Here is a 16269-nt window from a genome sequence, read left to right as displayed (position 1 = left end):
ATGAAGGTTGTTTTATTCAGTATCGGAGATTTCCATGTCCATTCCTATGGAACGATTGTGGCGCTGGCCGTATTGCTCGCTTGGGGAGTCGCCCATTATCTGTCGGCAGGGACGCCTTACCGGGAGCACCTTGACCGATTGGCCGTCTACTTGATCGTGGGCGCACTCGTATTCGCGCGCGCTTGGCACGTATTTTTCTTCCAATGGGCGTATTATTCCAAGCATCTTCATGAGATTGCGTATATCTGGCAAGGGGGCATCGCGATTCAGGGTGCGCTGATCGGAGGGATGGCCGCGATGTTCGTATACACGCGCAAGTACCGCATCTCGTTCTGGGGAATGGCGGACGTGCTGGCGCCGGCTGCCGTATTGGGTCAGGCGATCGGCAGAATCGCCTGCTTCTTGAACGGAGACGCTTACGGTTCGCCGACAGGCTCGGGTTTTGGCATCGTGTACCCGGAAGGGACGATGGCTTACGCCGAATACGGCGCACAGCCGCTGTGGCCGGCGGAGGTGTGGGAAGGGCAATGGGATATGATCGTCTTCGTGCTGCTGTTGCTGCTCAAAAGTCGGCGGATGCCGGCGGGCGCGCTGTTTCTGGCTTACAACATGCTCTACTCGACAGGACGTTTTATGCTGGAGATGTTGAGAGGAGACTCGCCGCGTTATCTGTTCAGTTGGACGGCGGGGCAATGGACGAGCTTTGGCGTTTTTGCCGCCAGCCTGATCCTGTTGGGGGTGCTGGCGCTGCGTAACCGCCGTGTTGGAGAAGGGCTGGCTCAGGATAAGTCTGTTCGAGCAGGTTGAAATAAACAATATAACTACCCCGAATAGGTAACGAAAACACATGGATTCGAGGCGGACGTGCCACTTACAATTAAAAGACGGAATGGGGAGAAATCGGGCGAAGTTGTTGCCTGGATAACAGGAAGGGATTGAATCGGATGTACATCGGCCTGCAGTCCATGTTCTACAAATACATTTGGGGTTTGAAAGCAAAGCGCGATCAATACGCGACCGATACGGCCAACAAGCATATGAACCTGGTCTGCGCGAGAAGAGACAGTGCCGCTTTCCAAATCAATGTCGCATCCGAGGAAGAATTCGTGCTCACGATCAGTGAAAGCCCTTTGTTCTGGAAAGAGGGAGCGATCAAGATCGCGCGGCTGGAGCTTAAGTTGGATGCGCCGATCAAGACGGAGATCAAGCTGATCGGTCTTATGGAGGATGACGACGGACAGCTGAAGGCGGAAGTGCTGCTGGACGATTCTTATATACATGTCGAGAAGAAGAGGCTTCAACAGGTTTGGGTGGAGCTGCATGCATCGAAGGATATACCGACCGGGCAGTATACGGGCACAGTGCGATTGTATACGCATCAGTTGTTTGAACCGGAGAGGCTGACGGAAGAGCTGACATTTGCGCTGAACGTTCTTGAGGATAGCCTGCCCGACCCGCATGAATACCGTTTCCATCTGGATTTGTGGCAGCATAATTCCAACATTGCCCGCAAGTATAAGGTAGAGCTGTGGTCTGACGAGCACTTTCGGATTATAGACGGTTATTTGGCCAGCCTTGCCGCGCTCGGACAGAAAGCTTTGACGGTGCTCGTGTCCGAAATTCCCTGGTTAGGCCAGATGTCGTATATGGATCGGCAGCCTTCGGATTTGTATGAATACAGTATGGTCAAAGTAACGCGCAGAAAAAACGGGACGTTCGACTATGACTTTACGGCGATGGACAACTATGTGGAGATCGGTTTCCGGAACGGAATTTGCGATGAAATCGAAGTGTTCGGGCTACTGAACGTATGGCAAGATGAACCGGAATACGGAGTCGTGGCGGAAGGATACCCTGAGGCTATTCGGATTCGTTATAAAGACGAGAGCGATGGCACGTATAAGTTCATGCGCGATTCGCAAGAAGTGAAGGCTTATGTTCGAGCGCTGGCGGCGCATTGGAAGGCCAAGGGTTGGCTGGACAAGGTTCGGATATTGGCCGATGAACCGGCCGACTTGCAAGTGTTCCAACGGAGGGTGGACACCTTGTTGGAATTAGTGCCGTCTTTGAAGCTGAAAGCCGCGATTTCGCATAGCGAGTTCATACGCCAACGCGCCCGAGGCGTGTTCGACTACGTCGTAATTGCCGATTGCGCAGCGAAGGAATGGGACCATCTACAGGAGCTCAGGAGTGAAGTGGAAGGGAAACTATCCTTGTATGTTTGCTGTGGCCCGGCACGTCCGAACACTTTTATACGATCCCCTTCTTTGGAGGCTCGGCTTCTTCCGTGGCTGGCCGAATATTTGGGCTTTGAGGGCTTCCTGCGATGGAGCTATACGAACTGGCCGGATCGGCCGCTGGACAGCATTGTTTATCGTTCTTCCGTGTTCCCGGCCGGCGATATGAATCTCGTATATCCCGGTCCTTCCGGCAAGCCTATGCTGTCTTTGCGATACAAATGGCTGCTGCGCGGAATTCGCGACTATGAATATATGCAAATCTTAAAGCGCGACGGTAAGGACAACGTCGTTCGGGAAGCGATGCAACGGGTGTTCTTTTTTGAACACGTCAAGGAGATTTACGAGAACAAGCCGGTTGCCGAGCTCTATAGTCTGGCTCCGGAAGATTACGATCGATTGTACGTTCCCGCAACGATAAACGAGTCGGCGAGACTCATCTAGGCATGGCTAGGATATGATATACTTCACAATAGGTTTGACAAGGCTATTGCGATGTAAGGGATGATCAACTATGAGCAGCGGACGGAGACAGTATAGCCTGAGCATTCGATTAGTCATCAGCAATGTGATTATGGTTCTCCTCCCGATTCTATTGGTCGGGGGGATTGCTGCGTCGGTTAACGACAGAATCATGAAAGAGAGTGTATCGCAGACCGTCGATGTGTTATTCAGCCAGATCAACGGCCGAATCGAGGATTATTTTGACGATATGGACGTCTATACGCAAACGATTTTCTACGACAAAAGCGTACAGACGCTAGTTCAGCGGGAAGAGATGGGCTGGACGCAGTACTATCAGATTAAATCCTATTTGGACACCTATCGGGATATGAATAAATCGGTAAAAGGAATCTATTTTATCCACTTTGATGGAAGCGTTTACACTAGTTCCTCCGTTGCGCTGGAGGAAGATCCCTGGAAGCTGCTCCGCCCGCCTGCCTCCGACTCGGCGGAAGGTTTGTTTTTCTATGCCTCGGGGGGAGAGCTTCGATTGCCCGATTATTATATTGCCGCCTACCGATTTATCAAGTCGATTACAGAATCCCATTTCCTGGAGCCGATCGGTCTTGGTCTGGTGATTCTGGATCGTAACCGACTGCAGTCGATGTTGACGGAAAGCAACCTGAACAAGAAGTGGAAATTTTACATTGTGGACAGCGGGAACCGGGTCGTTGCGTCTACGGAAGACCGTGTCGTGGGCAGTTCGCTTGCGGATGAGTTTTTTCTAACCGACGGCGATTTCAAGTCGATTTCCGGCATTTCGCACTTCGTCAGGAGCAGCCCGGTCAATAAAGCGGAGTGGAAGCTGGTGGCCGCTATACCGGAGAATGAATTGTTCTGGGAGGGCCGGGCTTTTAAATATCTGATCTCCATTATTGTGGTGATCATGCTCGTATTCATGCTGGCGTTCGCTTCCTACTTCAACCTGTATATCACCAACCCCATTCGAAAACTGACCCGAGCGATTGCCAAAGCGGCTGCCGGCGATTTTAAGACCAAGGTTCGCTTCACATCGCCCAACGAATTTACGGGCATCGCAGATGCCTTTAACCACATGGTATCGGAAATCGATGTGCTTACGCGCGGGATGGTGTCGACCCAGAAGCAGCTGTACGAGACGGAATTGGAGAAAAAGCAGCTCCAACTGACCGGATTGCAGGGTCAGATCAACTCTCACTTTCTTTACAATACGCTGCAAGGTATTCGGGGAATGGCGCTGTCCCATTCGGTGGAGGAGATCAACCATACGGTGGATCACTTGGTCAAATACCTGCGTTACGGAGTGCATGACGGAGAGTACGCCACGCTTCGCGAGGAGTGGAATCATGTTGATTCCTACATGCAAATTCAGAATATGAGATACGGCAACCGGTTCAGATGGATGCTGGGCGCAGAGGAAAGCTTGCTTGAGCATCCGGTTCTTAAGCTGCTTCTTCAGCCCATTGTCGAGAATGCCGTGTTGCATGGCATGAACGGCAGTAGAGCGCGAGGCGTTCTGAAAATCACGGCAAAGGTGGAACGCGGCAACCTGGTTGTTCGAATACTGAACATCGGAAGCGGGATGGATGCGGAATCCGTCGAGCGCCTCAACGCACGTCTGCAACTGGTTGCTTCCAATTCCATTGAACAGGGGACCAGACAGAGCATCGGGCTTCTCAATATCCAAAAACGCTTGAAGATGTATTACGGCAATGAATACGGCATTCGGATCAAGAGCTGGGAACGGAGCGGCACTTCAGTTAGCGTAATCATCCCGTTCGCAGGGAAAGGGGATATTCGATGATTAAAGTGATGCTGGTAGACGACGAACCTTGGATTCTTAAAGATTTGCGACATTTGATCGATTGGGAAAAATGCGGCTTTACGGTAGTGGGGGAAGCCAGAGATTACAGAGAAGCGGAAATCCGGATCGACCTGCTGAAGCCGGACATTATTATTTGCGACATTTGCATGCCTGGGGACAGTGGGCTTGAGCTAATGAAGCGGATAAAACGGAAATATCCTAACCGTCATATCGTCATTTTCATATCCGCGTTTACCGATTTTGCATACGCCCGAGAGGCCATACGATTGGGCGCTTTGGACTATATCAAGAAACCTGTCGATCGAACCAATCTGCTGGATGCCTTGACCGCAGCGGCGGATCAACTCAAGAACAACGAAAGTGCTGCCCAGCAATCGAAAGCTCAGGAGGGCGAATCCTCCGGACAGCCGGTCAAAATGCCGCAAAATGCCGTTATTCGAAACATCGTGCTTGAAATTGAAGGGCGTTACGGCCAGAAGCTGCTGATTTCGGACTTTGCGGCGCAGTACCGCATGAATTCCAGTTATCTTAGCCAATTATTTAAGCAGGAGGTCGGCGTTTCTTTTACGGATTATCTGGTGAATTATCGGCTGAACCAAGCGGAGCGACTGCTCAGGGACGAAAGGTTCTCCATAGAGGAAATCAGCGACAAGGTAGGATACGAGGATCATATCCACTTTAATAAGATGTTTAAAAAATACAAACAGCAAACCCCTGCGGCTTACCGAAAACAACAAAGACATTCCTGACCTCGCGTCAGGATTTTTTGTGTCATGAAATCTAGAAAAAACCCAATATAACCACGCTTAATAGACAATCAAAACACATAGTCCCGGCCCGGAGCCCCTTATACAATTGAATAAAAGGACAAAGAGGCTGGAGGCTATCGTGGCGACCATAAAATTGATTCGGAAGTACAGGATACTGTATTTGATGCTGCTTTCGGCGTTGGCTTCTTATGCGGTATTTCAATACGCCCCTATGTATGGCGTAATCGTAGCTTTCAAAGACTTTTGGATTACGAAGGGCATTACCGGGAGTCCGTGGGTCGGATTCAAGCATTTCGAAATGTTTTTGACAGACGACAAGTTTTGGGAGGTTTTTCGCAATACGGTCATCATCAGTCTGCAGCGGCTTGTGTTCGCGTTTCCGGCTCCGATTATTCTGGCGCTGCTGCTTAACGAAGTGCGTATGGAAAAAATCAAACGGACGATCCAAACCATCATCTATTTGCCGCACTTCTTTTCTTGGGTTATTTTGTCGGGCATCCTTTTTTCGCTTCTTTCCGACGGCGGATTGGTCAACCTGTTAATTGAAAGAATGGGCGGCGAGAAAATCTACGTTCTCATGGACAGCAACTATTTTCGCCCTTTGCTGGTTTTGTCGACGATCTGGAAAGAAGCGGGGTGGGGGACGATCATTTATTTGGCGGCTTTGGCTTCCATATCGCCCGAAATGTATGAGGCGGCCATCGTGGACGGCGCCAATCGATGGAAGCAAATGATTTATATCACGCTGCCCTCTTTGGTTCCGACAATCTCCATTCTCTTCATTTTGGCTGTAGGAGGATTGATGGATGGAGGGTTCGACCAAGTATTCAACCTGTACAATCCGACCGTATACGACGTCGGAGATATCATCCAAACCTATGTGTATCGAATCGGCTTGGCCGGCGGGCAAATTAGCGAAGGCGCAGCATTGGGATTGTTCCTAAGTTTAATCAATTTTGTGTTGTTGTTCAGCGTTCACAAGATCATGAAGCGTCTGACCGGCAGCGGTTTATTTTGAAAGCGACAACAACTTGGATGTCTTAAGGAGAGATAAGAATGGCGAACGCATTATTTCCGGGAAGAGAAGCCGTCTGGCAGCGGCCGTTTACGGCCAAGCGGTATCTGCATCCGCCGTTGGCGGAATGTCTGGTCACGATGTGGCCGGATTGCAAGGTGATGATCGGCGATGTGGTCGAGGATCGCAACCACCGTTCTGCAGCATTCCGTCTTCTGTTTGGCGAAGCGGCGGAGGAAATTCCCTTCGAAGAGATTGTGTACCACAGCAGGCCGGACGGCATTCCGATTCATGAAGTTCGGTATGACGGGAAGAACTATGCGTTGAGCATGGAAAGCTTCTGCTCCACCGACCGCGTACCGACGGCGTATACCCGAATTACGGTGTCCAACCCGCATGCCGTGGATATTAGCGATACGTTGTGCGTGATGGCGCGCTCCGGCAAAGAAGAGCTGCTGACGGGAATGGAATGGGACGGCTACTGCCATTTTAATCCGAATGTGCACAATTGGGGGTTTATCCGTTCAGGATGGCGTTATCGCGATGGAGTGATGGAGGATGGAGCCTATGAGCTAAGAATCCAACAGGATTATGCCGATGCCTCCTGGGTGGAAGACGGTGAAGGCCTGAAGTGGAGCCAGCGGCACCTGTTGAAGCTGCGCTTCAAGCTTCCGGCCGGTCAATCCCGCACCTTCTCGTTAGCTTTCCGCCGGGGGGCTACGGAGCGGTTTCAATACGAGGACGAACGTGAGAAAGCGGTACGTTACTGGGAAGAAAAGTTGTCCAGAATTCAACCTTGCCCGGATTATCCTTCGTATTTCGCCGAAATCGAACGCAATTTTGTGTCGCAACTGCTGCAGATGTTTTCTTATCCGGTAGGCAAGGACTACGTCCTGCCGCGACAAGGCGGACTGCAGCGCGCCATCTGGCCGGTTGAGGCGCTAGAGTTTCTAATCGCGCTTGATCGGATAGGGAACTTCCATGAATACACAGAGAGGGCCTACGACACCTTTTTCGAGGTGCTTCAGGTGAAAACGGGAGCCGATGTGGGACTTGTGCTTAATATGAACGGGGAGAAGTGGGCATGCAATACGGCCGGGGCGATCTGGGGAGCATCCCGTCATGTGTTGTTCAGGCAGGATAAGGCAGTATTCGAAAAATACAGGACATACCTGCTGCTAGGTTTTGACTGGATTGAGCGGCAGCGGTCGGCGACGAAGCAGGGTCAGTATGCGGGACATGGTATTTTCCCTCCGATGAAGGCGCACGACTGGCAAGGAGAATATCAGAGCTGGTGCTTTACCGACGCTCACAACTTGATCGGGATATTCTGGCTTGCGGAGGTTTTGGCGCATTATGGCGATCCGCGGGCTGACGAGGTAAGGGATGCCTATGAGGATTATATGGCCTGCATGCGCTCCATTCTTGAGCAGCAATTGCTGACCAACGTGAAGGGCAATGAGGTTCTGATCAGCAATCAGGCAGGGCAACCACCGCTCGATCCGCCGATCGGTCCTATAGGCGACAGCGCCATCAGCCTGATCAGGGCGGGGGTGATTCAACCGGATAGCCAAGCCTTTGAGCGGGTTGAAAATTATTACCGTAATCGAGGATACGGCACTAAAGGCTTGATGGGCCTGATGAGCGACGGTCTCATTGAGCAAGGGCACAATGCCGATTATTGGGCGGGACATACCTGGTATACGTCCGGGCCGGATATCCCCTGGTTCTATGCCTGGCTGGAGAGAGGAGAGAGGGACAAGGCCGAACGATTGCTGCAAGCCCAGTTGACCTACTCCATGACGCCCGAGTATTACATGTGCGAGCGCTATGCGGATAACGATCCTTACTTTGTGCCGTGGCTGCCGAACGCAAGCGCGAACGGGCGGACAATCATGATGATGAGGGACTTTGTGCAGCGATCGTGAAGCAACAAAAACTGAGCATAAGGCGGTAGGGCGCGCATGACGAAGCGGAGTAATTCATCCCGGTTGTTCGATTATCTGAACTTGGCATTCTTGATCCTCTTTTCCTTTGTCACCTTATATCCGTTTTGGAACGTGCTTACCATCTCTCTTACCCCCTATGAGATCGCCGTCCATTCGCCGATCGTACTGTTTCCAACCGAAATCAGTTGGGAGGGTTACAAATACGTATTCAGCTCGGATTCGTTGTTGAAAGGGTTGACTGTATCGCTAGGCGTGACTGTAGGTGTAACGATCTACCAATTCGCGATCACCTCCATCGCAGCTTACGCTTTGACCAAAAAAGATTTGCCAGGGCGAAACGCCGTCCTGATGTTTATCCTTTTTACAATGTTCTTTAACGGAGGCTTGATTCCCTACTACCTGTTGATCAAAAGCCTCGGCCTCATCGACAGTTGGCTGGTGCTGATTTTGCCGGCCGCCATCAATACGTTTAACCTGATTGTCATCAAAACGTATTTTCAAGGCTTGCCTGCCGAAATCGAAGAGTCGGCTTTAATGGACGGCGCCGGTTATTTTCGCATCTATCTGCAAATTATTTTACCGGTATCGTTGCCGATCGTAGCGACCATCTGTCTGTTTATCTCCGTCGCAGCCTGGAATGAGTGGTTCAACGCCATGCTCTTTCTCAATTCCCGGGAGAAGTGGCCGCTTTCGCTGATCCTTCGCGATATCATCGTGCAAAGCAATACGGATATCGGGAATCAGGCTTCCGTCCACAACAAGACGGCTTTGCTGAGCGAGACGATCAAGATGTCCGTCATCATGATCTCCATCTTGCCGATTATGCTGGTGTATCCGTTCATCCAAAAGTATTTCGTCAAGGGGGTGATGATCGGCGCTGTCAAAAGCTAGAAAAGCGTAATGGTAAGTCTGTCTTCACCTGATATACAAAAAGAGGAGGGCAATACTTCATGTTAAAGAGAACGCAATTCGGAATGTTAAAAATTATGCTGGTCGCTTCGTTATTGATCGCGCTATTATCGGCCTGCGCAGAAAACAATCAAGCCGCCCAACCGTCTGTCAGTCCGAGCAGCAGCAACAGCCCGGAGCAATCGGCGGCGCCGTCCAAGCCTGTAGAGCTGACGGTATTCAGCTTTATGTTCGGCAAGGAACCGCCGGCAGATTCTTTAATTACCAAAGCTCTGCAGGACAAATTAAACATCACCCTGAAATGGACCAGCGCTCCTTATGACACCTATAAAGATAAGCTGAACGTTCTGATCGCTTCGGGTCAAATACCGGATATCTTTTTCCACGAAGGCGTGGATATGCGGGATATCTATCATAAGTGGATCCAGCAGGGATTGCTGCTCCCGATTAGCGACTATGCTTCCTCTTATCCGAACGTGGAACGACATTTGCAGCGCTTCGAACTATTGAAGAAGGGCGAGCTCGGCAAGAACTATTCGGTTCCGGCCATCAATCACAATAAGGATATTACGACGGCTAACCAGCATGCTTTCTATATTCGCAAAGATTGGCTGACGAACCTGGGTCTGTCCATGCCGACAACGATAGAGGAATTCCGAGCAGTCGTCGAGGCCTTCGCCAAAGGGGACCCGGATCAGAACGGCAAACCGGATACCTACGGAATAACGGCCGCCGGGCCGGGATTAGGCGGATTCTATATTTTAGTCAACGCTTTTAACGCCAGCGCGGATCGGTTCCGTCTCATCGACGGTAAATGGACGCCGGAAATCATTACGGATGACGGCAAGCAAGCTTTGCAATTTCTGAACCAGCTCTACAAGGACAAAATCATCGACCCGGAATTCATGGTTAATAACGGACAGCAGGCTTACCAGAAATTCGTCTCCGGTAAAGCGGGCATCCTACTCGACAACGCGACGCCTGATTTTTACAATGGCCACTACGATCGTTTCCAGCAGGCTTATCCGGACAAGGACCCTAAAACCATGTTCGATGTTATCCCCGTATTGGTCGGAATAAATGGCAGCAAACGCGTCGACGGCTTTAATAATTTTTGGGGAGGGGCATCCGTTAGCGCGTCTGTAAGCGAGGAGAAACGGGACACGGCTTTCCGGCTGTTCGATTATTTGCTCTCCGATGAGGGCAGCGAATTAATGCAATGGGGTATCGAAGGGGTGCATTACAGCAAAGATGGCGACAAGTATACAAGCCTGATTACGGAGAAAAACGAAAATGGAAAAACGAAAACAATCGGCGAACTTGATCCGGCCGTGAACCTGAAGACGCTTGTCAAGTGGGATCTCGATTTCATTCCGGACGATACGCCTAACCGGGAAGAGGCGATTGCGGCCAGCGCCGATTCCATGGCGAACGCGAAAATCGATCCGCTCGCGTTCTTGTACTTGCCCGCCGATGTTGTCGACCCGTCCGTTCGCGGGAAGCTGTGGGATTACACGGTACAGGAAACGACGAATTTGATCTCGTTCAAAGGCGATTTCGATAAGGAATGGGACAAGTTCGTGGAAGGCTGGTTAAAGCTAGGGCAGAAATATTGGGATGAAACGGACAAGCAGGCCAAAGCGGAAAACCGGTCCTAATCTGATTCAAACACACGGGCAAGCGAAGGCAATTTGTCTAGACTTGTCCGTGTGTTTTTTTCCTGTATGAGCCATTCATCAAAAGAATAGCGGGGTGCCACTCATGAGCGTTCGCTTTATCAAGGAATCGTTTGTCCGAATGATGGGCTGCATGTTGGCGTTATGGCTTGTAACTGCAAATTTTCCGGGCGCCGTTCCATCGGTTGCTGCATCCGGGGGGCAGACGTACTATGTCAGTTCGTCCACGGGGGACGACGATAATTCCGGCCTAAGCTCGAGCTCGCCATGGAAGACGTTGTCCAAAGTATCGTCCGTCACCTTTATGCCCGGGGACGAGATTCTTCTGCTGGGCGGAGACGTCTGGAATGACGAGGAATTGACTCTCCGCGGATCGGGCCAGTCGGGCCAGCCGATCGTGTTGACTTCTTACGGTACGGGCAGGCCCAAAATTCGGCATCTGACCGAAGGGGTACCGACCGTACTGTTGAGAAATGAAAGCCACTGGGCGATACGAGGATTGGAAATCGAAGTCGACGCTCCCAGCAGCCTGACGGGCGGCGGTCTGCAAGGGGCGGGAATCGCGATCGAATTCGACGAGTCGCGCGGCGAGACGGCGTATTCGGGCATTACTATCGATGACAATCTGATTTACGGTTCGACGGTAGACAGCCTGGTGGACGGGATCGTCGTACTCGCATACGGAAACAAAGAAAACATCGATAGAGAGATGTCGAACGATCTTACGATTGCCAATAACACGATTCATGACGTTGGCAAATTCGGTATCCGCACGGATACCTGGAAATTGGGCGGCGGTGGCGCGATGTCCTCTTCGGCCATTTACCGGAATGTCAAAATCCACAACAACTATGTGTACAACATCGGACTTACTCCGGTAATGATGAACAACGCCAATCACAGCTCAATGAAGTGGAATCTAATTCATGACGGCGGCAAGTACTCGGGAACTGGCGCATGGACTACACCGGGGGGAATATGGCCGATTCAGTCCTCCTACATTGAAATGAAGTTTAACGAAGTCTACAACATGTCGGATAGCAATACGGGGGCTGACGCCACAGGCGTCAATATCGACTGGTCAAACGAATACGTCACTGCGCAGTACAACTATGTTCACAATAACGAGGGCAACGGCATTTCTACCATGTCCAATATCAATGCCAAGATCATCAACAATCGAATCGAAGGCAATAAGGCGATTAAAAATCTAGGAAACGGGCAGATCGGCCTGACTGCATTCCGGTCAACGACGTCGCCGCTTCAAGGTTTGGTTAATCTGGAGATGTCGGATAACTTAATCATTGTGGATCAGCCCCATACCTCCGCTATCAGTACTACGCAGGAAACCTCCGGGGATTGGAGCGGAAACCGCATCCACCGCAATCGCATCGTTTTGCAGAACGGCGTAACCGATACGGCAGCCTATTTCTTTAAATCCAATGCCATGATGGAATCGATCGACTCTCAACAAATTTTTAGCGCTTCCGGCCAACAGTTCAAGGCTACCGTTGTTGACGTCGCACCGGAACCGGATGTGACAACGATCTATAGCACTCTGGCATCTTGGCAAAGCGCGACGGGATTCGATGTGCAGTCGCAGCTTCTTCCTCTGGATGTTACGGCGCCGGGGGGACCTTCAAGTCTATCGGCTTCGGCAAGCGTTGACGGTCGTTCGATAGATTTGTCCTGGTCTCAGGCTTCGGATTCGGGGAGCGGCATTGCGCACTACAATATATACCGTTCAACGGATCCCAATTTCACGCCGGCTTATCGCAATATGGTAGGAGAATCGTCCACGACTTCCTTCTCGGATACGGAGGAACTGCTGCCTTCTACGCACTACTATTATAAAGTAGAGGCAGAGGATCGCAACGGCAACGTAAGTACTTTCTACGCGTCGGACGATGTGACAAGCGGCGTTCCAGGATTTGAGCCGCTCCGTGTATACCAGGCCAGTCAGGATTTTGGAGCGATTCGGCAAGGGCCTGTGTGGAGCTATCAGTACTGGGAGGGTACGACTTACTCTAATTTGACTGCGTATTATAACCCTTGGAATATGTGGAGGGACGGCACGACCTTCCTGACGGTTGGGAAATACGAACAGAGTCCGGACGCTCGGGATGCGGTCCGTACCTGGACGGCTCCTTTTGCCGGAACGATAATCGTCACAGCCAACGGGAGAATAGCGGCTTCTAACAGCGAGGACGGCGTCCTTGTGAAGATGATGCACGAATCTTCGCAGGTATGGCCGACAAGCGGTTGGCAGACGGTGACGAGTAGTACACCCGCGGATTTCCCGGACCAATCTTTAAGTGTGGCCAAAGGAGATCGACTGCATTTCATCGTCAACCGAAATGGCAATAATTTTGGCGATACGACCGCTTGGGATCCCATCGTGACGTACACAGATTGGGTTATTCCGACACCGCAGGCTCATCCGGCTGCGAAGATGAAGCTGGTTAGCCCTATCCTGGAACAGCGGCAGCGAATTGACTTTGAGAACGGCGGGAGCGAAGCCTTTACGATTGTGGGCAACGGGAACTGGAGCATTGCGAGCGGCGATACCCAAGTTTTCCGACAATCGAGTTCCAATTGGACCTCTGCGCTCATCGGATCCGGAAAGTGGGAAGATTACATCGTGGAGGCTGCGATTAAACCGACCTCGTTTAACGCTGCAACCGGCGGTTCGGTCGGGTTCAACCTCAACTATCAGGACAACGGCGATCGTTATATCGTGTCCTTATATAGCGGAAACCAACTGTTGATCGAGAAAGCCAAAAATGGAAGCAAGACGACGCTGTTCAGCAAATATTTCCCCGTCGCGGCGAACTCCGTTTACGAGTTAAAGGCGGAAGTTTATCGCGATGCTTGGCGGGGCGATTTGGCGATAGGCGTATACGTCAATGGCCGCAAAGAGGCGATAGCCTATGATTCCTTCTCTATTCTTCCATCGGGAAAAGTAGGTATCGATTCGTGGGAAACCGCAGCCGATTTCGACAATGTTGCATTGTTCACGAAAGCGAACAGTTGGGTGGATCAGCAGGACGTGCTTTTGTACGACAATTTTGAAGATGGCAGCACCTCTCGTTTCAATGTGGAAAGCGGGACTTGGTCCGTCGGTACAACAGAGCAATCTCGTCAGTTGCGCAACTCCGGAAATACGAATGCACGCATCTTTACAGGGAGTGCAGAGTGGGCGGACTATGTAGCGCAGGCCAATATGACTATTGCCGGTACGGACGGCGGGGGCGGTTCTGCGCAAATGCAATTCCGATATACGGATGCGAACAACGCCTATACGGCCGAATTGAGCAGTCAGGGCTACATTGAAATGTCCAAGCATGTTGCCGGTACGAAAACCGTATTGGCAAGTAAGCCTTATGGAATCGCGATAGGGAGGTCTTATCAGGTAAAAGTATTCGCTTCGTCGGACCGGATCGATCTCTATATCGATGGCAGGAAGGAACTTGCCGTGACCGATTCCGACATGGCCGACGGAAAAGTCGCGTTTCAATCGACGAATGCCGCTATTTACATCGACGAGGTCGCCGTACAGAAGCTGGAATCGTTGTCGCATATCGCGCTCTTCAGCGACGACTTTGAGAACGGGAGCTCTCAGTGGACGGTATCAAGCGGCACTTGGAGTGTTGTAGAGGACAGAACGAAGGAGTACCAAGTCAGTAGCGGCGGTTCGGCGCATAACGTCTCGGGTTCGTGGGCCGATGCCGAAATACGGGCGAAGGTGACAATGCTGTCCGCTGCTTCGTCAGGCGGCTTCGCTAATGTGGCGTTTCGCTACACGGACGACCAGAACAAATATTTTGTGTCGTTGAGCGACCTTGGCGTCGTGGAACTGAAAAAGATCGTGGGCGGCGTACAGACATCGCTCGCGAGCAAATCCTACAATGTTAGCCTTCAGTCCGAATATCGGCTGCGTATTTTGGCGGAGGGTGCGACAATCGTCGTTTATTTGAACGGCGACCAGGTGTTAACGGCAACGGATGCGTCGTTCTCCTCCGGGAAAATTGCGCTGGATGCGTACAATGCAACGGCAACTTTCGACGATGTATCCGTTTATGGATTATAGCTTATTAGCGGAAAAATCAGGAGGAATGGCGGTGGAACGTCGGAAATTCCCAATCGGGTTTTGGAACTATATGAGCATGGACGCCTTTCGGGAGTCCGATTTGAAGGATTGGGAGGATGCCGCATTTTCCCTTATCATGTCTCCTTCGTATGACGCCGGGAATGCGGAGCATCGATCCAAATTGAATTTGATTCTGGACTGGTGCCGGAACAAACAGGTGGATATGATTTTGCAGGACCCCCGGACCTCGATCTGGGGAATTCGAAAATCGGATATGCCGAACGATAAAGCCAAGCTGCCCGACGATTACGAAGCCGGGGTGCGGGAGGCGGTCGAAGAATTCGCCGACAGGCCCGAGGTCGTCGCATTCTCCGTGATTGACGAACCCACGGGCGACATTTTTGATGCCACGATAGAAGCCGTTCGTATCATCGGCAAGCATGGGGGAGATCGATTCGGCTTCGTAAATTTGTTGCCCTTCTGGGAAGATGCCAAAGCTATGATCGGGCGTGACGACTATCTTGCCTACCTTGGGGAATATGCCGATCGTTCCGGCACACCGTTGCTATGCTACGATCACTATAAGCAGATGACGGAACGGGGCGTGGAGGGAGCAGGCTATTATACCAACCTGAACTTTTATCGACAGGCTGCTTCTCGCAGATCGGTTGGGTTCTGGAATACGATTTTGACGACGCCGCACTTCCGGTATCGGAAGCCGTCTTACGACGACATGAGGTGGCAGATCAATACGTCGCTGGCTTACGGCGCTAAAGGCATATTAATGTTTACGTTATATACGCCCATTAATGAAGGACAATACGAAACCAATTATCGCCAAGGGCCCATTAATTGGTGGGGAGAGAGGACGGATACCTTTCAAGCGATTCGGGATGTGAACCGGGAGGTGCACGATCGCTGGCGGGGCTTGTTCCTCGATCTGGATCTGACACGGGTAGGTCATTATCCCGAAGCTCCTATTGATCGGGTAGAGCGCTTCTTGGGGGATGGGGCGGTCAAAGACATTCGGTTAGGCCTTGGCCTGGACCCTCATCTTGTGATATCCGAATTCGTTCATCGGACTACGGCGGAATCGTATATTTTCATCGTGAATGCCAACCCGAGGGATTCCGTCCAATTGACCGCAGGGTTCGGAAGCCTTTCGGAGCTTGGCCGATATTCCGCGTTGGGCGAGGAGTGCCACGTAAAGTCCGACCGTGAGGATACGTTCGAATGCAAATTCTGGCTAGCTCCGGGACAAGGCGAGTTGTTTAGAATCGTTAGCTGAGCAGCGGAAAGGTCTGGTTCAATTATA

The 16269-nt window shown here is 51.4% G+C and carries 10 protein-coding genes; all 10 read left to right on the top strand.

Features of this window, described 5'->3' with window-relative positions:
- The 10 genes from lgt to DFP98_RS19695 all read left to right on the top strand — a co-directional run bounded on the left by lgt (position 1) and on the right by DFP98_RS19695 (position 16242).
- Positions 1-807, top strand: coding sequence for a prolipoprotein diacylglyceryl transferase (lgt, locus tag DFP98_RS19740; RefSeq protein WP_116062331.1), 807 nt, complete (start codon positions 1-3; stop codon positions 805-807).
- Between the two features lie 137 nt (positions 808-944).
- On the top strand, positions 945-2681 hold the full coding sequence (locus DFP98_RS19735) for a DUF4091 domain-containing protein (protein WP_116062330.1): 1737 nt from the start codon (positions 945-947) through the stop codon (positions 2679-2681).
- 70 nt (positions 2682-2751) lie between these two features.
- Entirely contained in the window at positions 2752-4524 is a 1773-nt protein-coding gene (locus DFP98_RS19730; RefSeq protein ID WP_116062329.1) for a sensor histidine kinase, read from the top strand.
- Entirely contained in the window at positions 4521-5294 is a 774-nt protein-coding gene (locus DFP98_RS19725; protein WP_116062328.1) for a response regulator transcription factor, read from the top strand. Before DFP98_RS19730 ends, DFP98_RS19725 begins: the two co-directional genes overlap by 4 nt.
- A gap of 139 nt (positions 5295-5433) precedes the next feature.
- On the top strand, positions 5434-6333 hold the full coding sequence (locus tag DFP98_RS19720; protein WP_246016604.1) for an ABC transporter permease: 900 nt from the start codon (positions 5434-5436) through the stop codon (positions 6331-6333).
- A 38-nt stretch (positions 6334-6371) separates the two neighbouring features.
- Positions 6372-8258, top strand: a complete 1887-nt coding sequence (locus DFP98_RS19715) for a hypothetical protein (protein WP_116062327.1) — start codon at positions 6372-6374, stop codon at positions 8256-8258.
- A gap of 36 nt (positions 8259-8294) precedes the next feature.
- The gene (locus DFP98_RS19710; protein WP_116062326.1) at positions 8295-9170 is read left to right on the top strand and encodes a carbohydrate ABC transporter permease; all 876 of its coding nucleotides are present in this window, start codon (positions 8295-8297) and stop codon (positions 9168-9170) included.
- A 59-nt stretch (positions 9171-9229) separates the two neighbouring features.
- On the top strand, positions 9230-10846 hold the full coding sequence (locus DFP98_RS19705; protein WP_116062325.1) for an extracellular solute-binding protein: 1617 nt from the start codon (positions 9230-9232) through the stop codon (positions 10844-10846).
- 103 nt (positions 10847-10949) lie between these two features.
- The gene (locus tag DFP98_RS19700) at positions 10950-14954 is read left to right on the top strand and encodes a right-handed parallel beta-helix repeat-containing protein (protein ID WP_116062324.1); all 4005 of its coding nucleotides are present in this window, start codon (positions 10950-10952) and stop codon (positions 14952-14954) included.
- A 31-nt stretch (positions 14955-14985) separates the two neighbouring features.
- Entirely contained in the window at positions 14986-16242 is a 1257-nt protein-coding gene (locus DFP98_RS19695; RefSeq protein ID WP_116062323.1) for a hypothetical protein, read from the top strand.
- Positions 16243-16269 lie beyond the last annotated feature (27 nt).

Source organism: Cohnella phaseoli (genome assembly GCF_003386235.1).
Taxonomy (GTDB): Bacteria; Bacillota; Bacilli; order Paenibacillales; family Paenibacillaceae; genus Cohnella; species Cohnella phaseoli.
The sequence above is the reverse complement of the archived record's forward strand: the minus strand, read 5'-3'. Positions and strand labels throughout refer to the sequence as shown.

What these genes read in the sequence shown, in the direction of transcription:
- DFP98_RS19710 (WP_116062326.1), top strand. Translation starts at nt 8,295, where the DNA reads ATGACGAAGCGGAGTAATTCATCCCGGTTGTTCGATTATCTGAACTTG.
- DFP98_RS19725 (WP_116062328.1), top strand. Translation starts at nt 4,521, where the DNA reads ATGATTAAAGTGATGCTGGTAGACGACGAACCTTGGATTCTTAAAGAT.
- DFP98_RS19715 (WP_116062327.1), top strand. Translation starts at nt 6,372, where the DNA reads ATGGCGAACGCATTATTTCCGGGAAGAGAAGCCGTCTGGCAGCGGCCG.
- lgt (WP_116062331.1), top strand. Translation starts at nt 1, where the DNA reads ATGAAGGTTGTTTTATTCAGTATCGGAGATTTCCATGTCCATTCCTAT.
- DFP98_RS19730 (WP_116062329.1), top strand. Translation starts at nt 2,752, where the DNA reads ATGAGCAGCGGACGGAGACAGTATAGCCTGAGCATTCGATTAGTCATC.
- DFP98_RS19700 (WP_116062324.1), top strand. Translation starts at nt 10,950, where the DNA reads ATGAGCGTTCGCTTTATCAAGGAATCGTTTGTCCGAATGATGGGCTGC.
- DFP98_RS19735 (WP_116062330.1), top strand. Translation starts at nt 945, where the DNA reads ATGTACATCGGCCTGCAGTCCATGTTCTACAAATACATTTGGGGTTTG.
- DFP98_RS19705 (WP_116062325.1), top strand. Translation starts at nt 9,230, where the DNA reads ATGTTAAAGAGAACGCAATTCGGAATGTTAAAAATTATGCTGGTCGCT.